General features: G+C 56.8%; 24 protein-coding genes and 2 tRNA genes. 9 read left to right on the forward strand and 17 right to left on the reverse strand.

Features of this window, described 5'->3' with window-relative positions; translation table 11 throughout:
• Nucleotides 1-2 precede the first annotated feature (2 nt).
• Complete coding sequence (gene betB / locus AFK62_RS08805; RefSeq protein WP_007676522.1) at nt 3-1475, reverse strand: betaine-aldehyde dehydrogenase; 1473 nt, start codon at nt 1473-1475, stop codon at nt 3-5.
• A gap of 12 nt (nt 1476-1487) precedes the next feature.
• Nucleotides 1488-2084 (reverse strand): transcriptional regulator BetI, encoded by a 597-nt coding sequence (betI, locus tag AFK62_RS08810; protein ID WP_007676523.1) that lies wholly within the window; start codon nt 2082-2084, stop codon nt 1488-1490.
• Between the two features lie 253 nt (nt 2085-2337).
• Between betI and AFK62_RS08815 the strand changes: the two genes are divergently transcribed.
• Both AFK62_RS08815 and AFK62_RS08820 read left to right on the forward strand, forming a co-directional pair.
• On the forward strand, nt 2338-4368 hold the full coding sequence (locus AFK62_RS08815; protein ID WP_007676524.1) for a choline transporter: 2031 nt from the start codon (nt 2338-2340) through the stop codon (nt 4366-4368).
• A 54-nt stretch (nt 4369-4422) separates the two neighbouring features.
• Nucleotides 4423-5088: a DUF2268 domain-containing putative Zn-dependent protease gene (locus AFK62_RS08820; protein ID WP_007676525.1), complete on the forward strand. Its 666-nt coding sequence runs from the start codon at nt 4423-4425 to the stop codon at nt 5086-5088.
• Nucleotides 5089-5116: 28 nt separating this feature from the next.
• Here the strand turns inward: AFK62_RS08820 and AFK62_RS08825 are convergent, their stop codons facing one another.
• Complete coding sequence (locus AFK62_RS08825) at nt 5117-5497, reverse strand: winged helix-turn-helix transcriptional regulator (protein WP_032984636.1); 381 nt, start codon at nt 5495-5497, stop codon at nt 5117-5119.
• A gap of 192 nt (nt 5498-5689) precedes the next feature.
• On the opposite strand from AFK62_RS08825, the gene AFK62_RS08830 reads away from it, so the two are divergent.
• Complete coding sequence (locus tag AFK62_RS08830; RefSeq protein ID WP_007676530.1) at nt 5690-6151, forward strand: nuclear transport factor 2 family protein; 462 nt, start codon at nt 5690-5692, stop codon at nt 6149-6151.
• A gap of 260 nt (nt 6152-6411) precedes the next feature.
• Nucleotides 6412-7089, forward strand: a complete 678-nt coding sequence (locus AFK62_RS08835) for a Fic family protein (RefSeq protein ID WP_053531850.1) — start codon at nt 6412-6414, stop codon at nt 7087-7089.
• 67 nt (nt 7090-7156) lie between these two features.
• On the opposite strand, the gene AFK62_RS08840 is transcribed toward AFK62_RS08835, so the two are convergent.
• The 4 genes from AFK62_RS08840 to AFK62_RS08855 all read right to left on the reverse strand — a co-directional run bounded on the left by AFK62_RS08840 (nt 7157) and on the right by AFK62_RS08855 (nt 10789).
• Nucleotides 7157-8119, reverse strand: a complete 963-nt coding sequence (locus AFK62_RS08840) for a GlxA family transcriptional regulator (RefSeq protein ID WP_007676532.1) — start codon at nt 8117-8119, stop codon at nt 7157-7159.
• Between the two features lie 55 nt (nt 8120-8174).
• Nucleotides 8175-8951 carry an MBL fold metallo-hydrolase gene (locus AFK62_RS08845; protein ID WP_007676533.1) on the reverse strand — a complete coding sequence of 259 codons (777 nt, stop codon included), beginning with the start codon at nt 8949-8951 and terminating at the stop codon, nt 8175-8177.
• A gap of 162 nt (nt 8952-9113) precedes the next feature.
• Nucleotides 9114-10028, reverse strand: a complete 915-nt coding sequence (ubiA, locus tag AFK62_RS08850) for a 4-hydroxybenzoate octaprenyltransferase (RefSeq protein ID WP_007676534.1) — start codon at nt 10026-10028, stop codon at nt 9114-9116.
• A gap of 119 nt (nt 10029-10147) precedes the next feature.
• A complete protein-coding gene (locus AFK62_RS08855) occupies nt 10148-10789 on the reverse strand; it encodes an HD domain-containing protein (protein ID WP_007676535.1) in 642 nt (213 codons plus the stop codon).
• A gap of 113 nt (nt 10790-10902) precedes the next feature.
• Here AFK62_RS08855 and AFK62_RS08860 point away from each other — a divergent pair, with 113 nt between their 5' ends.
• Nucleotides 10903-11865, forward strand: coding sequence for a GlxA family transcriptional regulator (locus tag AFK62_RS08860; protein WP_007676539.1), 963 nt, complete (start codon nt 10903-10905; stop codon nt 11863-11865).
• Between the two features lie 33 nt (nt 11866-11898).
• On the forward strand, nt 11899-12192 hold the full coding sequence (locus AFK62_RS08865) for a hypothetical protein (protein ID WP_007676540.1): 294 nt from the start codon (nt 11899-11901) through the stop codon (nt 12190-12192).
• 160 nt (nt 12193-12352) lie between these two features.
• Here the strand turns inward: AFK62_RS08865 and AFK62_RS08870 are convergent, their stop codons facing one another.
• The 4 genes from AFK62_RS08870 to mdtK all read right to left on the reverse strand — a co-directional run bounded on the left by AFK62_RS08870 (nt 12353) and on the right by mdtK (nt 14583).
• Nucleotides 12353-12577 carry a hypothetical protein gene (locus tag AFK62_RS08870; protein ID WP_226991925.1) on the reverse strand — a complete coding sequence of 75 codons (225 nt, stop codon included), beginning with the start codon at nt 12575-12577 and terminating at the stop codon, nt 12353-12355.
• Nucleotides 12578-12845: 268 nt separating this feature from the next.
• Nucleotides 12846-12922: transfer RNA gene (locus AFK62_RS08875), tRNA-Val, on the reverse strand.
• A gap of 9 nt (nt 12923-12931) precedes the next feature.
• Nucleotides 12932-13008: transfer RNA gene (locus tag AFK62_RS08880), tRNA-Val, on the reverse strand.
• Nucleotides 13009-13209: 201 nt separating this feature from the next.
• Nucleotides 13210-14583: an MdtK family multidrug efflux MATE transporter gene (mdtK, locus tag AFK62_RS08885; protein WP_053531851.1), complete on the reverse strand. Its 1374-nt coding sequence runs from the start codon at nt 14581-14583 to the stop codon at nt 13210-13212.
• 235 nt (nt 14584-14818) lie between these two features.
• On the opposite strand from mdtK, the gene AFK62_RS08890 reads away from it, so the two are divergent.
• The gene (locus AFK62_RS08890) at nt 14819-15469 is read left to right on the forward strand and encodes a riboflavin synthase (RefSeq protein WP_007676562.1); all 651 of its coding nucleotides are present in this window, start codon (nt 14819-14821) and stop codon (nt 15467-15469) included.
• A 14-nt stretch (nt 15470-15483) separates the two neighbouring features.
• Here the strand turns inward: AFK62_RS08890 and AFK62_RS08895 are convergent, their stop codons facing one another.
• The 5 genes from AFK62_RS08895 to punC form a co-directional block, all read right to left on the reverse strand.
• Nucleotides 15484-16404, reverse strand: coding sequence for a LacI family DNA-binding transcriptional regulator (locus AFK62_RS08895; RefSeq protein ID WP_053531852.1), 921 nt, complete (start codon nt 16402-16404; stop codon nt 15484-15486).
• A gap of 44 nt (nt 16405-16448) precedes the next feature.
• Nucleotides 16449-17834 (reverse strand): glycoside hydrolase family 1 protein, encoded by a 1386-nt coding sequence (locus AFK62_RS08900; RefSeq protein ID WP_007676567.1) that lies wholly within the window; start codon nt 17832-17834, stop codon nt 16449-16451.
• Between the two features lie 53 nt (nt 17835-17887).
• Nucleotides 17888-19207: a PTS sugar transporter subunit IIC gene (locus AFK62_RS08905; RefSeq protein WP_053531853.1), complete on the reverse strand. Its 1320-nt coding sequence runs from the start codon at nt 19205-19207 to the stop codon at nt 17888-17890.
• A 194-nt stretch (nt 19208-19401) separates the two neighbouring features.
• Entirely contained in the window at nt 19402-20550 is a 1149-nt protein-coding gene (gene cfa / locus AFK62_RS08910) for a cyclopropane fatty acyl phospholipid synthase (RefSeq protein WP_053531854.1), read from the reverse strand.
• 299 nt (nt 20551-20849) lie between these two features.
• Entirely contained in the window at nt 20850-22013 is a 1164-nt protein-coding gene (gene punC, locus AFK62_RS08915; RefSeq protein ID WP_032984620.1) for a purine nucleoside transporter PunC, read from the reverse strand.
• A 111-nt stretch (nt 22014-22124) separates the two neighbouring features.
• Between punC and punR the strand changes: the two genes are divergently transcribed.
• Entirely contained in the window at nt 22125-23039 is a 915-nt protein-coding gene (gene punR, locus AFK62_RS08920; RefSeq protein ID WP_007676577.1) for a DNA-binding transcriptional activator PunR, read from the forward strand.
• A gap of 18 nt (nt 23040-23057) precedes the next feature.
• On the opposite strand, the gene purR is transcribed toward punR, so the two are convergent.
• Entirely contained in the window at nt 23058-24083 is a 1026-nt protein-coding gene (gene purR, locus AFK62_RS08925; protein WP_007676578.1) for an HTH-type transcriptional repressor PurR, read from the reverse strand.
• 292 nt (nt 24084-24375) lie between these two features.
• On the opposite strand from purR, the gene cydH reads away from it, so the two are divergent.
• Nucleotides 24376-24465, forward strand: a complete 90-nt coding sequence (cydH, locus tag AFK62_RS22145) for a cytochrome bd-I oxidase subunit CydH (protein WP_032984622.1) — start codon at nt 24376-24378, stop codon at nt 24463-24465.
• Nucleotides 24466-24675 lie beyond the last annotated feature (210 nt).

The following is a 24675-nucleotide window of genomic DNA, read 5'->3' on the forward strand; positions in this document are numbered from 1 at the left end:
AATCAAAATACGGACTGAAAGCGGGTCATCTCGACCTGTACAGATTTGACCTGCGTGTAGTTTTGGAGGGTCATCAGCCCGTTCTCACGGCCAATGCCGGAGTGTTTGTAGCCGCCCACCGGCATTTCGGCGGCGGATTCGCCCCAGGTGTTGATCCAGCAGATACCGGCTTCAATCTGGTGAATGACGCGGTGCGCGCGGTTGAGATCCTGCGTGACCACCCCGGCCGCGAGGCCGTAGTTGGTGGCGTTCGCGCGGGCGATAACTTCTGCTTCGTCCTCATAGGTCAGAATCGACATGACCGGGCCGAAGATCTCTTCACGCACGATGGTCATGTCATCGCGACAGTCGGTAAAGACAGTCGGCTCGACCCACGCGCCGTTATCAAAACCCTCGCCAGTCATTCGTTTGCCGCCGCAGAGCACGCGCGCGCCTTCGCGGACGCCGGTCTCGATATAGCGCATCACGTTATCGCGGTGCGCGAAGCTCACCAGCGGGCCAAAGTTGGTGGCCGGATCGTTGAGGTCACCGGCCCTGATACGCGCCACGCGCTCGGCGATTTTCGCTTCAAACGCCGCCTGCCATTTAGCCGGGATAAACACGCGCGTACCGTTAGTGCAGACCTGACCAGAGCTGTAGAAATTCGCCATCATGGCAATGTCGGCGGCAAGATCGAGATCCGCATCGTCAAAAATGATGAGCGGCGATTTACCGCCAAGCTCCATGGTGACCTCTTTCAGCGTCGAGCCTGCGGCGTTCGCCATCACTTTTTTTCCGCTCGCGACACCGCCGGTAAACGAGATTTTGTCGATACCCGGATGGTCGGTCAGCAACTGACCGGTGATGGCGCCCTGGCCATTCAGCACGCTGAAGACGCCGTCCGGCACGCCTGCTTCGGTGTAAATCTCAGCCAGTTTCAGGGCGCTGAGCGGGGTAACTTCGCTTGGTTTGAAAATCATGGCGTTGCCAGCGGCAAGCGCCGGGGCGGATTTCCACAGGGCAATCTGGATCGGATAGTTCCATGCGCCGATACCGGCTACGACGCCGAGCGGTTCGCGGCGGGTATAGACAAACGAAGTCTCCCGCAGCGGGATCTGCTGCCCTTCAAGGGAAGGGATAAGCCCGGCGTAGTACTCCAGCACGTCCGCGCCGGTGACGATATCGACCGCAGCGGTTTCGCTTAGCGGTTTACCGGTGTCGAGTGTTTCAAGCGCGGCCAGTTCATCGTTGCGCTCGCGCAGAATATCGACGGCGCGGCGCAGAATGCGCGAGCGCTCCATCGCGGTCATCGCGGCCCAGATTTTCTGGCCTTTACGGGCCGCTTCTACGGCGTAGTCGACATCCGCCTGGCCCGCCTCATGGACATCAGCGAGTACATCGCCGTTTGCCGGGTTGATGGTCTGGAATGTCTTACCCGCCGCAGCCGGTACGTATTTGCCATCGATATAAAGCTGCTGTTCTGCGAATCGGGACATGATTCCTCCTTCTCAATAGTGCGCTGCGCCAGCCAGTTGCTGACGGATGAATTGGGTGGTGAGCGTTCTGGCAATCTCCAGGTTAAACGGCTTGCCGCTCAGCGCCGCGCGCAGCCACAGGCCATCAATCAGCGAGGCCAGACCATGCGCCGCCAGTCGCGCCTGTTCGCGCGGCAATTCACGACGAAACTCAGCGGCGAGGGTGGAAAACAGCCGGCGGCTGCTGACGCGCTCCAGACGGCCAAGCTGCGGTTGATGCATGCTACTGGCCCAGAAATCGAGCCAGGCTTTCATCGCTGCGCTGTGCACCTGGGTGTCGTCAAAGTTACCTTCGACTATCGCAAGCAGGCGCGCCTCGGTGCTGGCCTGCGTCAGCGGCTTAAGCCTGGCGGCGACGGCGTCGCGCAACTGCCGGGTAATGTCGCGCATGGTCGCTTCCAGCAGACCGTTTTTGTCTTTGAAGTAGTGGCTGATTATCCCGGCCGATACGCCCGCGCGGCGCGCAATCTGCGCGATAGTGGCGTCGTTGATCCCGACGTCATTGATGGTGCTTAGCGTTGCATCAATTAACTGCCTGCGCCGTATCGGCTGCATTCCCACTTTTGGCATGACCCCAGACTCCAGCTTCACCACAATGTTAGAGACTATTTAAACTTTTTTTGATTGGACGTTCAATATAAAAAAGAAAATTGTTAAGATGTTGTGATTAAATTGTCGCAAAAGCGGAGCGGTAAGCTACGCTATGAAGCGATTAATCACCGTTGTGAATTACCGGGAGGAGAAGAGAGGCGCCTGGCGAGGCGGATAACAACAATCACGCTATCGATTTCATTTTTGACAGGAAATTAACCAGAGGTAACCGATGACGACTTCACCTGCCAGTGAAAAAAACAGAATTAACCCCGTGGTGTTTTACACGTCTGCCGTACTGATTCTGATTTTTTCACTGGTCACTATTTTCTTCAGTGAACTGTCCGCGGCCTGGATCCAACTGGCAGTGAACTGGGTTTCCGCCACCTTCGGCTGGTATTACATGCTGGCTGCTACGCTCTACATTGTGTTTGTGGTTTTCATGGCCTGTTCACGCTATGGCGATATCAAGCTTGGGCCGGAACAGTCCAAACCGGAATTTAGCCTGCTGAGCTGGTCGGCCATGTTGTTTGCCGCGGGTATCGGCATTGATTTGATGTTCTTCTCGGTCGCGGAACCGGTCACGCAATATATGCAGCCGCCAACAGGCGCCGGGGAGACTATCGAGGCCGCGCGTCAGGCGATGGTCTGGACGCTCTTTCACTATGGGCTAACGGGCTGGTCGATGTATGCGCTGATGGGCATTGCGCTCGGCTACTTTAGCTATCGCTATAACCTGCCGCTGACGATTCGCTCAGCGCTCTATCCGATTTTCGGCAAACGCATTAACGGGCCTATCGGGCATACCGTCGATATCGCCGCGGTGATCGGGACGATTTTTGGTATCGCCACGACGCTCGGCATTGGCGTGGTGCAACTTAATTACGGCCTGAAAGTGCTGTTCGATATTCCTGAAGGGCTGACGGCGCAGCTTGCGTTGATTGGACTGTCGGTGATTATCGCCACGATTTCGGTCACCTCCGGGGTCGATAAAGGGATCCGTTTTCTTTCTGAACTCAACGTTATCCTGGCGCTCGGGCTTATTCTGTTTGTGCTGTTTATGGGTAAAACGGATTTTCTGCTCAACGCGCTGGTGCTCAACATCGGCGATTACAACAACCGCTTTATGGGCATGACGCTCAACACGTTCGCCTTTGATAAACCGACGCAGTGGATGAACAGCTGGACGCTCTTCTTCTGGGCCTGGTGGGTCGCGTGGTCGCCGTTTGTCGGTCTGTTCCTGGCGCGTATTTCGCGCGGTCGCACGATCCGTCAGTTCGTGGTCGGGACGCTGATTATTCCGTTTACCTTTACGTTGTTGTGGCTGTCGGTGTTCGGTAACGCTGCGCTGTATGAAATCATTCACGGCGACGCCGGATTTGCGCAGGAAGTTATCGCCCATGCGGAGCGCGGCTTCTACAGCCTGCTCGCGCAATACCCGGCCTTTAAACTGAGCGCGTCGGTCGCGACCATCACCGGGATGCTGTTTTACGTCACCTCGGCGGATTCCGGATCGCTGGTGCTCGCGAATTTCACCTCGAAGCTTAAAGACATCAACAGCGATGCCTCTAACTGGCTGCGTATTTTCTGGTCGGTCGCCATCGGCGTGCTGACGATGGGCATGCTCATGACCAACGGAATTTCGGCCCTGCAGAATACGACGGTCATTATGGGGCTGCCGTTCAGCTTCGTGATTTTCTTTGTTATGGCCGGGCTCTGGAAATCGCTGAAGGTAGAAGATCATCGTCGCGCCAGCGCCAGCCGCGATACCGCGCCGTATATTCCGTCGGGCAACGATCGCCTGAGCTGGAAAAAACGCCTCTCACGCCTGATGAATTATCCGGGGATGCGCTATACGCAGCAAATGATGGAAACCGTGATTTTTCCGGCGATGGAAGATGTCGCGAAGGAGCTGGAACTGCGCGGCGGGCGCGTGTCGCTTCGTAAAGTGGACGCAGAAGAAGAAACGCCGCTGGGCTATCTGGATCTGCGCGTGCATCTGGGCGAGGAGCAGGATTTTGTGTATCAGGTCTGGCCGCAGCAATATTCGGTGCCGGGCTTTACCTATCGCGCCCGCAGCGGGAAATCCCACTATTACCGTCTGGAAACTTTCCTGCTGGAAGGCAGCCAGGGCAATGACCTGATGGATTACAATAAAGAGCAGGTGATCATCGATATTCTCGATCAGTACGAGCGTCACCTTAACTTTATCCACCTCCATCGCGAGGCACCGGGTAATAACCTGGTGTTCCCGGAGCTGTAACCCTAATGAGGCCACGCAAGTGGCCTTATTTTTCCCCTGAAAGGAGGCCTCACCATGGAACGCTGGACGCTGCACTGGCTGGAAGCGCAGGGCGATTTGACGGCGTATCGCGCAAAGATTGCCGAAGAATGCGCCGCGGCGTATCACACGCTCGCGAAGGTGATGACGCCGCCGCGTCTCGATATTCTGGTGCACCGCGCGCCAGGGCAGGTTATCCCGGAAATCGGCATGGCGGGCCGGGCGTATCATGGCGCGCTGTTTAGTGTGGGTATCGATGAGGATAATCCCCAGTTCAGTATGTCGCTCACCGACGGCACGCTCAGACGACAAATTCTGCATGAGGTGCACCACTGCCTGCGGATGGCCGGGCCAGGCTATGGCTGGACGCCTGGCGAGGCGATGGTAAGCGAAGGGCTGGCGGGACAGTTTGTGGCATGGCTTATGGGCAGCAAGCCGGAGCCCTGGGAATGTGCGCTAAACAGCGCTGCGTTCGCGGCGGTACCGGTCAGTAGCGCCACGCTTGCCGATGCCCGCTACGATCACGCGGCGTGGTTTTTTGGCAGCGGGTCGCTACCGCGATGGTTTGGCTATACGCTCGGTTATGAGATGGTCGCCGCCTGGCTTCGCGATGAAGGGGAACCGGATCCCGACCAGTGGATAGCGGTGGACGCGCAGGACGTCATTGCGGCGGCGCGCCGTCAGGGGCTGGTTGGCGAATAACTGTGAGCCGTGTTACGCGCTGCGGGCGTTACGGCTGGCTCTGCGTATGCTGCAACCGACGCGCCCGACAGATGCGGGCGTGATTTTCATCTGCCCACTGCACCAGCTTTTGCATCGGCTCCAGAAAGGAGTTTCCCAGTTCGGTCAGCGCATATTCCACTTTGGGCGGCACCTCCGGGTAGACCGTCCGGCTGATGTAACCGTCGGTTTCCAGCCGCTTCAGCGTGCGTGAGAGCATCTGGCGCGAAATATCACCAATTTCCCGGTTCAGTTCATTAAAGCGTACGGTGCGCCCCGCCAGCGCTTCCAGAATCAGCAAACTCCACTGATCGCCAATCTGATTTAACACGTCGCGGATAGGGCATGGCTGCCCGAACTGCGCGATATCGTCATACTCTTTTTTCGTCATCGTCATGCCTGAACCCTTTGCCAATAGTCAGCGTCGTGTGACTTAGTACGACGCGCGTGACTTCTTGTTGCCATGTTGCAGGCAATGTACCATTCGCCTCCCTAAAGGTCTATTTCTGTGACCAGGTATGATTACGCGACTGCAAGGCGCACCACTGATACGCGCCGCAGGCACAATATTAAGGAGACTACGATGAAAAAAGTTGTTCAGGGCGTTTTACTGGCGGGCAGCCTGCTGACGGCAGGGATGGCGGTGGCGGCACCGGCGGCGCATCAACCGGCGGCCGAAGAGGCGAACCGTAAGCTGGTGCTGAAGTTTTATGACCGCTTCTTCAATCAGCATGACACGGGCGCGGCAGACGTCGTGGCGGAAAACTATCGCCAGCACAACCCGGATGTGCCGGACGGCAAGGCGCCGTTTGTGAATTACTTCAGCGGATTCTTTAAGGAAAACCCGCAGTCGCGCGCGAAAGTTATTCGCAGCGCCACCGACGGTGATCTGGTCTGGTTGCAGGTGCATTCGACGAACGGCAAGCAGGATAAGGGGCAGGCGGTGCTGGATATTTTCCGCGTGAGCGACGGCAAGATTGTGGAGCACTGGGATATTATTCAGAACGTCCCGGAGAAAGCGGCTAATAACAACACCATGTTTTAACCCCGCACCGTTTCCTCTCTGGCGCCACGCAGTTGCGCGGCGCCAGATAACCCTTGATATCCCGTTTCATTGGCTAATGCCGCCTGCGCGGATTATGACGACAGTATGAGGTTATTCTGAAACCGCCTGTTAACCTGACGGTGAGTCTCATTTGCGGCATCTCTTCAGGCAGCCAGTCCCAATGCGCGCAATACTGTTATTTTCTCCGTCCGGCCCGCCGGGCGGGACTGAAACAGACAGAAAACGATGAGGGACGTCGAATGCTAAAACCGAGCGACTATGCCAAAGCCGAAGGCTATAACGAACTGACGCACGCCATTGGCAGCGGACCTGCCGGTCAGCTTATTGCGCATACGGTACGCGCGCTGGGCGTGGAAGATAAAGAGATGCTGGGCAACCTGTTAAAAGTCGAGTGTAAAAAGCTCGCGAAGCTTGCGGGCCACTTTGAGCGCTTACGCCCCGCGCATCCGGGCGCGGCCAATACAGAGCAGACGCAAGAGCAGGCAATTGAAGATGCGGCGCAGTGGATTGCCGGGGCATCCAACTCGGCGGCGATAAGCGCTCCGCTGATTAAAAGCTATCTCAACCACTACCTGACCTTTGATTTTTCTATCTCTTCCATTGTGGATGTTGACGAGTTGCATCGCCGGGTCGCCCCTGGGGCCAGCACCACGCCCCGCGGCATTGTGCCTAACGACACGCCGGTGCCGTCCTCTTTTTCAGGGCGAGAATTATTCAGCCAGCAGCTGGCGAAACGCGCCGTTTCCGATCACTCGCCGCTCTACCCGCAATCGCTTTTCGCCTGGATAACCGGCTGGCACCCGTTCCCGGATGGCAACGGCAGAACCGCGCGGGCCGCATATGCCATTACGGCTATCCGCAACGGCACCTGGCGTCGGCTCAGCAAAGCGGATGAAGACCTCTTAAGCGGGTTGTAAGGCAGCGCGCCGGGTAACAACGGCGCGCAGAAACGTGCCGGTCGTAAACCTACCGGCCGCGTCGCGGTTACTGAAGCGGCGTCGGGCCACGAAACGTGCGGCGCCACTCGCGTGGGCTTACGTTAAATTTCGCTTTGAAATTCTGCCGGAAGGTCACCGGCGAAGGGTAGCCCGCAAGCGTCGCTACGGTGTCGATACTGTGATCCGTGGTTTCAAGCAGCTCCTGGCTGCGCTGAAGACGTTCCGCGTTCAGCCACTCCCCGACGGTCATACCCGTCGCTTTGGTGAAATGGCGGGTAAACGTTCTGCGGCTCATGCTGGTGTAGCGTGCAAGCGTATCAAGGTCATGCGGTTTATCGAGATTGCGGCGCAGGTATTCCAGCAGCTCATTGATGGTGTTGTCGCGCGTGGTCGCGGGCACCGCGCGTTCAATAAACTGCGCCTGTCCGCCTTCCCGATACGGCGGCGTGACCATACGTCTTGCCACGCGGTTGGCGATAGCGGAACCGCAGTGTTCCCGCACGATATTAAGACAGCAGTCGATGCCTGCCGCCGTACCTGCCGACGTAATTAACCGCTCGTCCCGCGTATAAAGCGCGTTGCTGTCAAGCGTTACCGCCGGGAAACGGGCGGCGAAATCGTGCTCAAATTCCCAGTGCGTGGAAGCGCGGTGATGGTCAAGCAGCCCGGCATAGGCAAGCACATACGCACCAAGACATAATCCCACCACTTCGGCGCCGCGCGCCCAGGCGCCCTGTAACGCCGTGAGCAGTGCTGGCGATGGGCGCTGCGCGGGATGTTCCCAGAACGGCACGATTACAATATCGGCAGTTTCAAGCAGCCCAAGCCCCCGCGACACGTTAATGGAGATCCCGATATCTGACTCCACGACGCCTGGCGTTTCCGCGCAGATTTCCACCCGAAAAAGGCCGTCCACGGGCATGGCTTTATCGAATACCATTGACGGGACAGAAAAGTGGAACGGGCTAAACCCGCGCGTGGCAATCACGACAACGGTGCGTGCGGACATGCGGTCTCCTTTTTTAAAACAGGCCGGGCGCAGGCGACACCCGGCACGGGCCCTCTCAGAAGTTCAGGGTTTCACCATCTTCCGGGATAAACACGCTGTCCTGAATATGGTGTTGCGCGACATACTCGCGCAGCTCATCGCGGCTTAACAGGCAGTGGTTTACGGCTTCCATATGCGAGGCCACAATAGCCGCGTCGGGTAAATGTTCATGCGTACGCCGCACATCTTCTTTACCCATGATGATAGCGCCCACGCCATCGACCGTGGCGAAACCGGTGTTCAGTACCACCACGTCAGGGCGGAACGTTGTCAGGCTCTCTTCATAGGGCGTCACCCAGATCGTATCGCCTGCAATATACAGCGTTTTTTCGCTTTCATGTTGCAATACCAGACCGCAGGCATCGCCCAGACGTTCGGCAAGCTCAGGGATCGCATAGGCGGCATCGCTGCCGTGCTGGCCATCGGTTTTGGTAACGCACACGCCGTTAATAAGGGTTTCCGGCGTAAGTGCCTGTACCTGCGTAAACCCCTGCGAGCGTAACAGGGCCGCGTCCTGCGCATGTTGCGTATAAATAAGTTGGTCTTTTGCAATAAGGGTCTGCGCGGCATCGTCCCAGTGATCCGGATGCGTGTGCGTGACGATAATCACGTCCACATCCAGCAGCGATTCAACACTTACCGGCAGCGCGACCCGCGGATTACGCAGATGAGACTGCGCCGTACCGGCAAACCCAGGCCAGGCCTCTTTTTCTGCAAGCATAGGATCGATAAGAAAACGCGTACCTGCATATTCCAGTTTCAGGGTGGCGTTGCGTATTTGTGTCAGTTTCATAGTCACTCCGTGCGCGAAAGGGGCCGGAACGTCGGACCCGATGGCAGAGAGTATAAAAAAGGGATAATGACAGCGTGAGCTGGCCAGTGGTCATTCTTCGATGTAATCGGGCCACAATGAACGGCGCGCTTACCCCGGATGAAGGATAAGCGCGCTCAGAGGTCAGAGCGTGCCTGCCAGTGCTGCGAGCGCCAGCAACACGCCGGTCAGGATGTTATGCAGGAAGTGGTTAAAGCTCTGGGCGCGGTTGGTGAGATCCAGATGCCACGTCTGCCAGAGCAGATACGCGGCAATGATGACCATGCCGAGTGCGTAAAGCCATGACATACCGAGCAGCGCGCCGCCAATGGACCACAGCAGCAGCGTTGCCAGATAAAACCCGGCGATAATCATTTTCCCGTGTTCGCCAAAGAGCAGGGCGGTGGATTTGAGGCCGATACGTTTATCATCCTGCGCGTCCGCGTAGGCATACGCCGTGTCGTAGGCTATCTGCCAGGCGACGGTGCCAAGCCACATCAGAAGCGCGCCGGCGGGTACGGTGCCGTTAATCTGCGTCCAGGCCATCAGCATGCCCCAGTTGAACGCCGCGCCCAGAATGGCCTGCGGCCAGTAGGTAAAGCGTTTGCAGAACGGATAGAGGATAACCAGCGGTACCACGCACACGGCCATGAGGCGCGTCAGCGGGGTGAGAAACCACAGCAGCGATGCGGCGGCCAGCAACTGTATAACGAAAAACGCAATGGCTTTGCGCACGGAGATCGTGCCGCTGGCGAGCGGGCGAAACCGCGTTCTTTCCACATGCGCGTCGAAATGACGATCGGCGATGTCATTAATGGTGGAGCCTGCGCTGCGCATCAGAAATGCGCCAAGGCAGAAAATGATCGCGGTATCTAACGCAGGCCAGCCGTGGGCGGCCTGAAACAGGGCGGCGATACAGGGGAAGAGGGTCAGCCAGATCCCTACAGGGCGGTCAACACGCGCCAGCCGCAAATAGGGCCGGAAAGCGGGAGAGAACCAGCGGTCCACCCAGTCGTTATGATGAATATCACTTAGATCAGCACTTTTCTCAGCGGCCATTCTTGCTATCACTCCGGAAATTATAGATCTGACGAACCACAAATCCGGGCCTGCGCAAACAGGCCCGGATTTAGTGTAGTGTCAGTTCAGCAGGTTACGCTTAAAATGTGAAGAGTTTGTTAGCCTTTCCAGCGTGACTGGCGAATCACCTGGCAGAAGTTAAGCGCCGTAAAGCCGGGGTCTTTGTCCTTAATGACATCGGCTTTGACATTGCCGAAGGTGGTCTGCGGCTTATGGCGGATGCCGTTATAGAACGCCTCGATGATCTCTTCTTTAAATGCCGCCGGGCGCGGATGCTGCGCGGTAACAGCCGTGATCTCCGCTTCGCTGAAATGCTCGAAGCCTATCCCCAGTACGTCCATCTCCACGCCTGCCGTCACCAGCGCAATTTCGGGTGCCATAAACTCCGGGATGCCCGGCGTGGTGTGCAAAGCGATCGCCGTCCAGACTTTATCTATATCCGCGCTATCAATGCCGTAACGTTGCAGGAAGTCACGCGCCGCATTCGCGCCGTCTACCTCGAAGCGCTTATCGCAACTGCAATGCTCATGGGTGAGGCCGATATCGTGGAACATGCAGCCGATATAGAGCAGCTCCTGATCGACATTGAGGCCGCGCTGCATGCCCGCAAGCGCCCCCCAGTAATAAACGCGGCTGGAGTGATGAAAGAGTAAATCAGATTCGGTGTCGCGGATAAAGGCGGTGGCGTCGCGCGCCATCTGGCTGTCGGGAAGGCGGATGCCGGTGATGTTAAGACTCATAGTACGCTCCTGTGGGTTGTGTTTGCGTAAGATAGAGCGCATGCTTGATGTCCGAAAGCGTCTTATAACGACGATTTAAGACAAAGTGATGGTTTGCGACACGGAGTATGAACATGGGCCATGAAATCGCCGTCCTGGCGGTGCCAGGCGTACAACTGTTGGATGTCAGCGGCCCGCTGGATGTGTTCGCCGAGGCCAACCGGCTGATGAAGCGCCAGATCTATCTTCCTAAATTGATAGCGTTTGAGAGCGAGACCATTGCGTCCTCTTCCGGCGTGCGGGTGACCGCGGATATGACGCTTGGCGCTACGTCATTTTATACCCCGGACACCTTTCTGGTCGCGGGGGCGCCTGGCATTGAGCAGGTGGATCCGGAGCCTGCGGCAGTAGCGCAGATCCGCGCGCTCTGCGAGCGAAGCCGCCGATTTGGCTCCGTATGCAGCGGCGCGCTGCTGCTGGCGCGCACGGGCTTGCTGGATGGGCGTCGCGCTACTACCCACTGGGCGTGCGTGGGAACACTCGCGGCGCGGTATCCTCAGGTGAAAGTAGATGCCGATGCGCTGTATATCGCAGACGGGCAGGTGCGCACCGCTGCGGGCGTGACGTCCGGACTGGATCTGGCCCTGCGACTGGTGGAAGAAGATCTCGGGCGCGACGTGGCGCTGGAGTTAGCCGCGCAACTGGTGATGTTTTTCCGCCGGCCGGTGAATCAGTCTCATTTTAGCCGTGCACGCGAGGTGTCGCTGACCGGGCGCACCGCGCTTCAGGAGGTGCAGCGCTGGACAATAACCCATCTGGATACGGTGAAAACGGTCGCCATGATGGCGGCGCATTTGGAGATGAGCGAACGCCACCTGAACCGGCTGTTTCAGCAGGAGCTTGGCATGACACCGCGCCAGTGGTTAGAGCGCGAGCGTGTAGCCCGCGTCCGGCAATTGCTTGAAGCGAAAAACCTGCCGCTGAAAACGCTGGCGCAGATGAGCGGGTTTTCCTGCGCGGATGTCATGCGTCGCGTATTCTTCAGGGTGACCGGCATGACGCCTTCCGCGTACAGCAGGCTCACGGCCCGCACCTGATACACCGTTTTACTGATGATAAAGGAGCGCGTTATGAAAAAACGCCACGCTTTATTGCTTTACGTAAGTCTCTTCATGAGCCTTCCTGCGTTTGCCTCAAGCGATGAGAGCTGGCAAACGCTCGTTGCAGACCTTAATCGTGCCTGCCTGAGCGAGGCCGGAATGACGGAGGTTCAAACTTCTAAACCGGTGCTGTTCCCGGACGAAACCGGCAAAGTGGCGCTGCTGCTAAAGGGCAGGATGGCGAAGGTAAAGCAGAAGGTGAGCCTGATGTGTCTTTATGACAAGGCGAAGAAAAAAGCGTATGTCAGCGAATATCAGTGGTAGCGCAGCGCAACAGTGCATCTTTGATGCCGTACGGCATAATGTTAAAAACATGTACCCGCAGCAGGCGTGATTACGCCGTTTCCCGAATGGGGGTGACGCGCTTAAACGGTAACTACTGCTGAGGCGCGACGTGTCTGTCACGATCGCGCCTATTAACGCGTCAGGCGGTCTGTTCGGGGAAAGGCCGGTTCATTCCTTCTGCGACAAAACGGATGGCCTCGGCGTATATTTTCTTCGTGCCATCGACCGAATGTGCTTCGGATTGTTTGAGTTGTGCCAGGATGTTCTCCGTTTGCACCGGGGTTCCTGAGGCAATTAAGCGGGACACTGCATGTCCTATCGCTCTGTAAATTTCATCCATGCTATGCGATTTACCGATGTCCAATCAGAACGCTCCTGTTAATCAATCTTCACGTACCGGCAGGTACCGGCTTAAGTGTGTAAAAATGAACATATCCAGAGCGAAAATCATACCGGGCGCGAAGAAAAAACGTTAATCATTTTTTTGCCTTCAGGCGTGCCGCGTGATGTGTTTTTACAGACGAGAGAAAAGGGTTTTTAAAACGAGCGCGGTAACGCTGTACGCTTATTTCGCAGGAAAAGAAGTGATGTTCAGCAGAAGGAGAAATCAGGAACTACCGGGATAAGCAGAATGGTGCGTCCGAGTGGACTCGAACCACCGACCCCCACCATGTCAAGGTGGTGCTCTAACCAACTGAGCTACGGACGCACATTAGGATGGTGCGTTCAATTGGACTCGAACCAACGACCCCCACCATGTCAAGGTGGTGCTCTAACCAACTGAGCTATGAACGCAATGCTGTGTTGCAGCGGGGACGAATATTAACGGCAGCCCCGACGCCTGGCAAGGGGCAAACGTCAATTTTCTTTCAGAATTCACGCGATTGCCGCGTATTTGCGCAGAATGCTGACAAAGTGATCGGCCGGGCGTGACGCGGTCAATATACAGCGGGTCAGCGGCAGACAAAAACGCCGCCCCGAAGGGCGGCGCTGATATTAATGCGCAGCGCGCGCAAGAATGGTTTCCGAGGGCTGGCGTTGCAGGTAGCGCATACGCCACATCATCATGATGGCGGCAGACGTCAGGCCGAGAATAAAGCCGAACCAGAACCCAGCCGGGCCCATCGGCTCGACGACCCAGTCAGTCAGCCCCAGTATGTAGCCGCTCGGCAGTCCCAGCACCCAGTAGGCGATGAAGGTAATAAAGAAAATCGAACGGGTATCTTTATAGCCACGCAGCACGCCGCTGCCGATCACCTGGATTGAATCGGAGATCTGATAAATCGCCGCCAGCAACATCAGGTGCGAGGCGAGGGCCACCACCGCCGGATTGTCGTTATAGAGCAGGGCGATAGGCTCGCGGAAAACGACAGTGAAGAGCGCCGTCAGCACCGCAAGGCAGATCCCGACCGCAATGCCTGTACGCGCGGAGGTTTGTGCCTCAAGCGTCGAACCCTGCCCCAGACGAAAACCGACGCGGATAGTCACGGCGGCACTCATCGACATCGGCAAAACAAACATCAGCGAGCTGAAATTGAGCGCTATCTGGTGGCCCGCCACGTCGACTATCCCAAGCGGTGACACCAGCAGCGCCACCACGGCGAAGAGCGTCACTTCGAAAAAGAGCGCCAGGGCGACCGGCAGGCCTATCTGCGCGAGACGGCGGATAACCGGCCAGTCGAAGCTGCTCGCAGTGGGCTGCATACGGATATCACGCATTGAGCCTGCGCCTTTAACCCAGAAATGCATACAGATAAACATCACCCAGTACACTGTCGCCGTCGCGACCCCGCAGCCGACGCCACCCAGTTCGGGCATCCCGAAATGGCCATAAATAAAGATGTAGTTCACCGGAATATTCACCAGCAGGCCGATAAAACCCATCGCCATGCCCGGCATTGTTTTGGCAAGCCCTTCGCACTGGTTACGCAGCACCTGGAAGAAGAGATAACCCGGCGTCCCCAACAGCAGTGCGCGCAGGTAGTTAACCGCTTTGTCGGCAAGTACAGGATCGATGTTATGCATCGCGCGGATGATATGTCCGGCGTTCCACAGCACCAGCATAATCAGCACAGAAACCAGGCCTGCCAGCACAAAGCCTTGCTGAACCTGATGCGCGATGCGGTCGCGACGCCCGGAGCCGTTAAGCTGGGCAATAACGGGCGTCAGGGCCAGCAGCAGGCCGTGACCAAAGAGGATCGCAGGCAGCCAGATAGAGGTGCCGATGGCGACCGCCGCCATATCGGTGGCGCTGTAGCCGCCCGCCATGACCGTGTCGACAACCCCCATTGAGGTCTGGGCGATTTGCGCGAAAATCACCGGGATTGCCAGAGCTAATAACTGACGCGCTTCGACAAAATACTTCTGCACGTGAACACCTGTATATTGTTGTTATTTGAAAGACAAAAAAGCCGCCGCAACGGGCAGCAAGAAGAAAATGCAGGGGAATGTGTCAGACTATTGTAGCGAGAGTTCACTATTAAGCCAGTGAAATAATGCGCTTAAGGGCGCGCAGGCTGGCAAGGGGATATTCCACCTGTTATTGTTCTGGTTATGAATCTTGCGGCTGCGCGCCGCCATTTTAGCGAATCCAGGAGTAGCAAATATGTTTACCGGTATTGTTCAGGGCACGGCGAAAGTGGTGGCCATTGATGAGAAACCGAATTTCCGCACCCATGTGGTGGAGCTGCCGGACGCGCTGCTGCCGGGGCTGGAAACGGGCGCGTCGGTCGCGCATAACGGTTGCTGCCTGACGGTGACGGAAATTAACGGCAATCGCGTGAGCTTTGATTTAATGAAAGAGACGCTGCGTATTACCAATCTCGGTGATTTACAGACGGGTGACGTGGTAAACATTGAGCGCGCGGCAAAATTCAGCGATGAAATTGGCGGTCATTTAATGTCAGGACATATTATGACCACCGCTGAGGTTGCGAAGATCCTGACGTCTGAAAATAACCGGCAGATCTGGTTTAAATTACAGGACCCGACGCTGATGAAATATATCCTGCACAAAGGGTATGTTGGCATCGACGGCATCAGCCTGACGGTGGGTGAGGTCACGGCGACGCGTTTTTGCGTGTATCTGATCCCGGAAACGCTCCAGCGCACCACGCTTGGCACGAAGAAGCTGGGCCAGCGAGTCAATATCGAAATCGACCCGCAAACCCAGGCGGTAGTAGACACGGTAGAACGTGTACTGGCCTCCCGCGAGGCCGCAGCGGCGATCACTGCGCAACTGCATCCCGCCGAATAACCTGTGCGCGGGGCTTATGCGCTCACCAGCGTTCCCCGCACCCGTTCGCCCGTCGCGCCGCCGGCCAGCAGCGCCACCGCCTGACGGGCGATACTTTCCAGCGAATAAGTAATCGCTGGCACACCCTCAAGGCCCACGCCGCGGCCCGAGCTCTCCAGGCTGAACACCAATACCTGCTCCGGCACCGCAAAGCGATATTCGCGCAGCATTGCCATCGCCTCATGGGCTTGTCTGTCGTCGGTGACCAGCAACGCATTAAATTTTACGCCGCTGTTAATGAGCTTTTGCAGCGCGATGCGCAGCACCGGTTCGTCTTCAATCACGCGCTGGCGATGAAAGGGCACCAGATGGTTTTCCGCCGCCTGGCGATATCCTTGTAAGATCTCCGCCGCGGCGTCGCCTGACGGGAAATTAATCAGGGCAATGTCGCGCCGCTGGTGGCTGCACAGGTATTGCACTGCCGTCTGGGCGGCGTACAGCCAGTCATACTGAATGCCCTGCCCAGTCGCCGCGCTCAGGCAATCCACCAGAATGACATCGTCATCAAGCGACGGGAGGGGAAAACGGGCTCCGACAATCATCAGCGCGTCGCATAAACCGGAATCGAGTTCGGCGCGGGCGCGCGTGACCTCCTGCGCGTTACTCGCAAAGCGCAGCAGCAGATGTTTCCCGTGCTGGCTGAGCTGTTTTTCCAGCGCCTGCAGCCAGCAGGTCGCCTGCTGGATATGTTCGCTTGCACAAATTACGCCAATGCAATTTGTCGTCTGACTGGAGAGCGACTGCGCGATGGCGTTCGGCTGATAGTTGAGCATTTCAGCGGCGCGCAGCACGGCCAGACGGCTCTCTTCCTTGACGCCGCGATTGCCGCTCAGCACCCGTGAGACGGTGGCTTTGGAAACGCGCGCCAGGCGCGCGACATCATTGATGGTGGACATCGTATTTTCCTGCAAAGTGTGGCGGCACTATGGCCGCCACTCGGTTACTCATCAAACCCGTTCTTTGCCGCCACCTGGCGGTACCATTCACCGCTCTTTTTAATCGTGCGTTTCTGGCTTTCCAGATCGAGTGACACAAAGCCGTAGCGGTTCTTGTACGCATTGCACCAGGACCAGTTATCAATAAAGGTCCACATGTGGTAGCCCAGACAGCGGCTGCCTTCGCTTAAGCCTTTATGCAGCCATTTCAGGTGATCGCGCACAAACGCAATGCGGTAATCGTCCTGAATCTGTCCGTCTTGTTCAAAGCGCTGTTCGTTTTCAACGCCCATGCCGTTTTCTGAGATATAACAACGCGGGTTGCCATACTCTACACGCAGGCGGGTGAGAATGTCGTAGATGCCTTTCTCATAGATTTCCCAGCCGCGATACGGGTTCATTTTACGCCCCGGCATTTCATAGGCGCTAAAGAACCACTCCGGCATAAACGGACTGTCAGGATTAACCTGCGAATCACGACACTGAATACGCCGCGGCTGATAGTAATTGATGCCGAGCAGATCCACCACACCGGCGGCCAACAGTTCTTTGTCGCCAGGCTGGCAGGCGGGCAACTGATCGTACTGAGACAGCAGCGCTACCAGATCCTCCGGGTAGCTGCCGCGAAGCGCCGGGTCGAGGAAGCTGCGGTTGAACATGAGATCGGCGATATGCGCAGCCTTCACATCCGCCGGGTTTTGCGAGCGCGGGTAGGAGGGCGTGAGGTTCAGGATGATGCCGATTTCGCCACCGTCGTTACGTTCGCGATAGGCCTTTACCGCACGGGCATGCGCCAGCATTGTGTGGTACGCCACCGTCGCCGCGCGGCGGAAATCGACCACGTTCGGATAGTGGAAATCATACAGATACCCGCCTTCTACCGGCACAATCGGCTCGTTGAAGGTAAACCAGTGCGTTACGCGATCGCCAAACAGCTCAAAACAGGTGCGGGCATATGCTTCATACGCATCGATAACCTTGCGATTCTCAAAGCCGCCCTGCTCCTGGAGCGAGAGTGGCATGTCGAAGTGAAACAAGTTAATAAATGGCGTGATGCCCTGGCGCAGCAGCTCGTCAATCACCTGATTGTAGAACGCGACAGCCTCCTGATTCACCGCGCCTGTGCCGTCCGGGATCAGTCGCGCCCATGAGACAGACGTGCGGAAGGTGTTGTGATTGAGCGCTTTTAGCAGCGCAATATCCTCTTTCCAGTGCTCATAAAACGTCGAGGTCTGCGCCGGGCCGACCCCGTGATGAAAGCGCTCCGGCTGCAGGCGGAACCAGTGGTCCCAGATGGTGGGCGTTTTGCCGTGGCTCAGGCTTTCACCTTCCGTTTGCGGCGCCGAGCTGGCGCTGCCCCACCAGAATCCTTCAGGAAATGAGTAGTGCATATCCATCCTCATAGCTCAGTCAAACGCCTGCCAACAGGGCAGGCGTGAAAAAATCAGGCGTTGTTCGTGACGGTGTCACTTGCGGGCGACTCTTGTGCTGATTCCTGTTTCTGTAGTGTGCGTTCATAGGCTTTCACAAACGGGTAGTACATCAGCGCCGACATCACCATACAGATAAGGCACATGACTACCGGGCTGAAGGCCCAGTTTGCCGCCCACGAGGCCCCGATAGGCGCCGGTGTGGTCCATGGCGTCAGCGAGACGACCTGCGCCAGCCAGCCGAGTTTGGTCGCAGTCCAGGCCAGGACTGCGTTGACCATCGGCACCAGAATAAACGGCAGGAAGAAAACTGGGTTCATGATGACCGGCGCGCCGAAAAGAATCGGCTCGTTGATGTTAAACAGGCTTGGCACGACGCCCATTTTGCCAATCGTACGCAGGTGTATGGCGCGGCTTCGCAGCAGCAGAAATGCCAGCGGCAGCGTTGAGCCCACCCCGCCAATCAGCAGGTAGTGATCCCAGAAGCCTTGCAGATAAATATGCGGTAACGCACCACCTGCCGCCAGCGCGGCCTGGTTGGCAGAGAGATTCGCCATCCAGAAGGGATTCATGATGCCCGTAACGATAAGCGCGCCATGAATACCGGCAAACCAGAGAATTTGGCAGATTAAAACGGAAATCAGGATCGCCGGCAGCGAGTCGGAGGCGGCTACCAGCGGTGAGAGCAGGTGCATAATCGCTTCCGGCAGGATCATGCCGGTGGTGGATTCGATAATCAGGTTGAGCGGATGCAGCGTAAAGACAATCACCACCACCGGGATCAGGATTTCAAACGAACGCGCCACGCCCGTTGGCACCTCTTTCGGCAGGCGAATCGTAATGTTGTGACGCTTCAGGAACGCATACATTTCACTTGCGTAAATGGCTGTAATCAGCGCGGTGAAAATGCCCTGACCGGAGAAATATTGTGTAGAAATAGTGCCGTCTTTATAAGGGGCAGCGACCAGCAGAAACGCCATAAATGCCAGCAGGCCAGTCATGATCGGGTCAAGCTTGTAGTGCTTGCCAAGGCTTGCGCCAATCCCGACCGAGATAAAAAACGTCATCACACCCATGCTTAAATTGAACGGCAGCATCAGCTGTTCACGATATTTCAGCGAGAGATCGAGCCAGGCGCGGCAGAAGCCGATTTGGGTGTCCGGCGAGAAGGGCGGAAAGATAAACACCAGCAGAAACGAACCGATAATCATAAACGGCAGGGCGGCAAGGAAACCGTCCCTGATCGCCACGACATGACGCTGCGAACCCATCGCGCCCGCCAGCGGCGTAATTTTGTTTTCAATAACATGGACCATACTCTGGTACAGACTCATGAGGCGTTTCCTTTATCAGGCAGGGGGAATGGCGCTCAGTGTGAAACAAAATGGAAACCGGTTTCCATGCATCTGTTGCTTGATTGTTGGCGGGATCACTTTTATTGAAGGAAACGTCGTGAAAGCGTGAGAAGTGTCACAAAGCGCGGAAACGACAGTGGCAAAAAGCCCCCGGCGTGCGCCGGGGTTAATGCTTATCGGGCAACGCGCAGGCCGTTTTCGACGCCGCGGCTGAACACCACCTGCCAGAGCTGAATATCCCGCGCACGGAATGCGCCTGCACAGGCATTAAGGTAGTAAGTGAACATGCGTTTAAAGCGTTCAGAATAGTTATCGGCGATATCAGGCCAGGCAGCCAGAAAACGCGCGTACCACGCCATCAGCGTTTTGTCGTAGTCAGCGCCGAAATTGTGCCAGTCTTCCATCACAAAATGCGGCTCGCTGGCGGCGGCAATCTGGCGCGCCGACGGCAGGCAACCGTTCGGGAAGATATACTTATCAATCCACGGGTCGACATTATTGTCGGTCTTACGCGAACCGATGGTATGCAGTAAAAACAGCCCGTCAGGCTTCAGGTTGCGGTCAGCGACGTCAAAGTAAGTGGCGTAGTTTTTCGGCCCGACGTGCTCGAACATGCCCACCGACACAATACGGTCAAACTGCGCATCAAGATCGCGGTAATCCTGCAAAAGGATAGTTACGTCCAGCCTCTCACAGCGGTCCTGTGCCATTTTTTGCTGCTCGGCGGAAATGGTCACGCCGGTGACCGAAACGCCATAATGGCGCGCCGCGAACGCTGCCAGCCCGCCCCAGCCGCAGCCGATATCCAGCAGTGTCATGCCGGGTTTTAATTCCAGTTTTTCGCAAATAAGTTTCAGCTTCGCCTGCTGGGCGTCCACCAGGTTATCCGCCTCTTTCCAGTAGCCGCACGAATACTGCATGTAGGGATCAAGCATGCGGCTGAAGAGGTCATTACCAAGATCGTAATGCTCTTTACCGACAATCCAGGCGCGCTTTTTCGATTGCAGATTAAACAGGCGGGCGCCCAGAATGCGCAGCGTATCTTTAAGGTGATGGGGCAGCTGGTCTTCAAGCCCGGCGCGCAGCACTTTTGTGAAGAACAGGTCGAGGCGCTCGCATTCCCACCAGCCGTCCATATAGCTTTCGCCAAGCCCGAGTGAGCCTTCCTGTAAAACTCGCTTAAAAAAATCAGGGTTTTTCACCTGGATATCGGAAGGCGCAGCGCCGTTAACGGCGATCCCGGCCCGGCTGAGCAGTTCAGATGCGATGCGATACCAGTGGTTGTCCGGTATGCTGATTTCTTCTATACACGATGAACTCATAGCTTCTCCATCACTACTGTGATCAGAACCTTCAAAGAGCGTAGTCGCAATTTTCGGTGTGTGAGAAATATCACGGAAAGGTCCGTGAGCCTGATATCCGACGTAGAACAGAGGAAGGGGATGACCCTTGCCAGAAATGTCATTCCAAACAAAAACGGGAGCCAGCGGCTCCCGTTACTACATAATATTTATGGTAATTATCAAAGAGCCGCGAACCAGTATAGGCCTCGCTTTTCGATGATTCAACCGTTGATGGTTAGCAAGCTAATAACAAAAAATGCATATTATCGCTCGCCTGATTACCCCTGCGCGACGCGGCCTCCGCGCAGGTACCAGCCAAGCCACGCCAGCAGTACCGTTGACAGCATCACGCTGGTGGTGGAAAGCAGCGGCGTTGCCACAAGCCAGGAGACCACCAGACTCGCCACAAAACACAAGCCCAGTTGCAGCGTATTTTGCAGCGCCGCGGCGCGCCCGGTCGCCTGCGGGAATGGCAGCAGCGCCGCGGCCACCACAATAGGATAAATTGCGCCATTTGCCATCGCCATCAGGCAGAAGGGGATTAAGAGCGTGGTAAGCGTCACCGTGTCGCTTAACCCCACAAGCCAGGTCGCGACAACGCTCAGCGCGTAGCCCACCAGCAGCCAGGGCAGAAGTTTTTCTCCCTGCCATTTTTGCAGCGCGCTGCGACAACCGTAGCCGCCCACCATAAATGCAATTGTTTGCGGCACATAGCTCAGACCAATCACGGCCGGGCTGTACCCCATTTCGTGAAGGATAAACGGCGAGCCGGTGAGCCACGCAAAAAAGCTGGCGGAGCAGGCAGCATAGATAAGCACATTGCCGCTGTAAGCTTTAGAGCGCAGCAGCATGCCAAAGCTCAGCGGTACACCGTCGTGGTTGCCCTGCGGCGCGCCCGCAGGCAGACGCAGCGCCGGGATCATTAACACCAGCGTAATCGCAAACAGCACGACGAAAATCGCCTGCCAGTCAAAATGGTTCAGGATCCAACTGCCAAGCAGCGGTGCCAGTGCCGGAGAAAGTCCGACCAGCGGCATAATGGTGGCGAAGATACGGCGTGCCTGTTGGGCCGGGTAGCGGTCGGTCACCAGCGCCTGCCAGCTTACCGCCGCCGAGCAAACACCGACAGCCTGAAGGAATCGCAGCGCCAGCAGGGCGCCTGCGCTCTGCACCCATACGGTGCCAAGACAGCCTATGGCGAAAATCCCAAGTCCTGCCAGCAGCACAGGACGGCGGCCAAAGCGGTCAGAGAGTGGGCCCCAGACTAATTGCGCGAGCGCGAAGCCCGCAAGGAACAGGCTTAGGGAGGCGCTGATGGCCGAAGGTGCAGTGTGGAGATCCGCTTCGATGGCGGCGAACGCCGGCAGATACATATCGGTCGCCAGAAAACCAAGCACACTCAGCCCGGCGAGCCAGCAAAGAAATCCTTTTGTAGGTCGCATAACGTTAACTCACTTCTTAATACGCGAAAGAGCCAGGAGTGTACGGAGTGCAATCCGGCTTGTGAAACGCTAATATTTGCCGTTTCCGTTCAAATTTTTTGCAGGCAGAAAATGTGGTCCGAATATTCTCTTGAAGTGGTGGACGCCGTGGCGCGCAACGGCAGCTTCAGCGCGGCGGCGGCAGAACTTCACCGCGTGCCTTCTGCGGTCAGCTATACGGTACGTCAGCTCGAAGAGTGGCTCGCGGTAGCGCTCTTTGAGCGTCGGCACCGCGATGTGGTCCTGACGCCTGCGGGCAGCTGGTTTTTGCGTGAAGGACGTTCTGTTATCAAAAAAATGATGATCACCCGACAACAGTGCCAGCAGATAGCGAACGGCTGGCGCGGCCAGCTTTCCATCGCCGTGGACAATATTGTGCGCCCTGAACGTACCCGCCGTCTGGTACTCGATTTCTACCGACACTTTTCCGATGTGGAGTTACTGGTGTCGCAGGAGGTGTTTAACGGCGTCTGGGATGCCCTGGCCGACGGGCGCGTAGAGCTTGCCATCGGCGCCACGCAGGCTATCCCGGTCGGGGGCGGGCGCTTTGCGTTTCGCGATATGGGGGCGTTGAGCTGGCGCTGCGTGGTGGCGAGCCACCATCCGCTGGCACAACAGGCGGGCGCGTTGACTGACGATCAACTGCGCGATTACCCGTCGCTGGTGCTGGAGGATACCTCGCGCTCGCTGCCCAAACGCATCACCTGGCTTCTGGATAACCAACGGCGCGTGGTGGTGCCGGACTGGTACTGCGCTGCCGACGCGCTTGGCGAGGGGCTCTGTATCGGTATGGTGCCGACGCACTTTGCGAAGCCATGGCTTGATAGTGGGGCGTGGCACGCGCTGACGCTGGACAATCCCTTTCCTGATGCGGCCTGTTGCCTGACGTGGCGCCAGAGTGATGCCTCGCCCGCGCTGCGCTGGTTGCTTGATTATCTGGGGGACAGTGAAACGCTGAACCGGGAGTGGCTGCGGGAGCCTGCGTAAACAGGCTCCCGGCGGGGATTAACGACGATAGTCGCGGAACGGACCGTCCGCCACCGAGCGGCGTTCGATAAGGCGTGGATGCACCTCAATGGTCTGTGACTCTTCGCGTTTATTCACGATTCGGTCCAGCAGCATATTAAAGGCGGTCTGGCCCAGCGTCTCTTTTGGCTGATGAATTGTCGTCAGCGCCGGGCTAAAGAAGCGGGCGTTACGCACATTATCGTAGCCGATAATGGAAATATCCTGCGGCACGCGCAGCCCCATTTCATCCGCGGCGCAAATCGCGCCCATTGCCATGATATCACCGCCGCAGAAGACGGCTGTCGGGCGCTGCGGCTGCGAGAGGATCTGCTGCATCGCGCGGTAGCCGGATTCTGGCTCAAAATCGCCCTGCACAATCCAGTTTTCCGGCACGTTAATAGCTGCTTCTTCCAGTGCTTTCATAAAGCCGGAGAAACGTCCCACGCCGGTGTTGCGCTCAAGCTGGCCCGGGATCACGCCGATATCGCGATGCCCGCGCTCAATGAGATAACGACCCGCGAGATAACCGCCCTGAAAAGCGTTATCGATAACCGAGTCGGTGAAGTCCGCTTTGGCTTCGCCCCAGTCCATTACCACCATCGGAATGTGACGATACTCTTCAAGCGTTGCCAGCAGTGGCTCCGGGTATTCCGAGCACATCACCAGCAGGCCGTCCACACGCTTTTGCGCCATCATCGACAGGTACGCCCGCTGCTTTTCCAGATTGTTATGCGCGTTGCCAAGGATAAGCGTATAGCCTTTCGCAAAGCAGCTGTTTTCAACGGCTTCGATAATTTCTGCGAAATAGGGCGCTTCGCTGCTGGTCGCGAGTAGCCCGATAGATTTGGTGTGGTTCACCTTCAGGCTGCGCGCCACGGCGCTTGGCGAATAGTGTAATTCTTTAATCGCTGCCCATACCGCGTTGCGCGTCTCTTCCGCCACAAAACGGGTTTTGTTAATTACATGTGAGACTGTTGTTGTAGAAACGTTTGCTCGCTTCGCGACGTCTTTAATTGTTGCCATTAATAATTACTCCAGACCCCTGGCTGAGCCCTGTAAAATCACGGGTTAATCGTTTGCCTGTACACACCCCTGTGTGCCACGAGGGGACGTGCGGCATGCCGGGAAACGCGACATTTAGCGTGAGGAGGGGTCGATGGCCGGTACCGAATAAAGTAGCGACGAATTTTGGCTTATCTTTATCGAAAGGGGAAGAGGGAAAACGCATATCTGGTTAAATGTCGCAGGATTTTTCGGCCCGATTATGTAAAAATGCGCTCTACCTGTTTTTTGTGGGGTCTTTGAGGAGAATACCATGAGTACCGATCTGAAATTTTCGCTGGTGACGACTGTTGTTGTGCTGGGTTTAATTGTGGCAGGCGCGTTTACTGCCATCCTGCATTAAGCGTGTCGCGGGAGAACGCGTCCGTTCTCCCGCTCTCTTTATACAATTCCTGCGCTTAACGCACTTTCCTTCGCTGTTGCCTTTCTTTTTCACGTTATTCCCTTATGATTCGCTAATAACACTATTTGCGTAATCTTTAACATATACGCAATAATATTTTGCTGTTTTTGTTACTTATCGATTCGGTCTGAACATGCCATCCTTTCTGCG

The organism is Cronobacter condimenti 1330 (genome assembly GCF_001277255.1).
Classification (GTDB): Bacteria; Pseudomonadota; Gammaproteobacteria; order Enterobacterales; family Enterobacteriaceae; genus Cronobacter; species Cronobacter condimenti.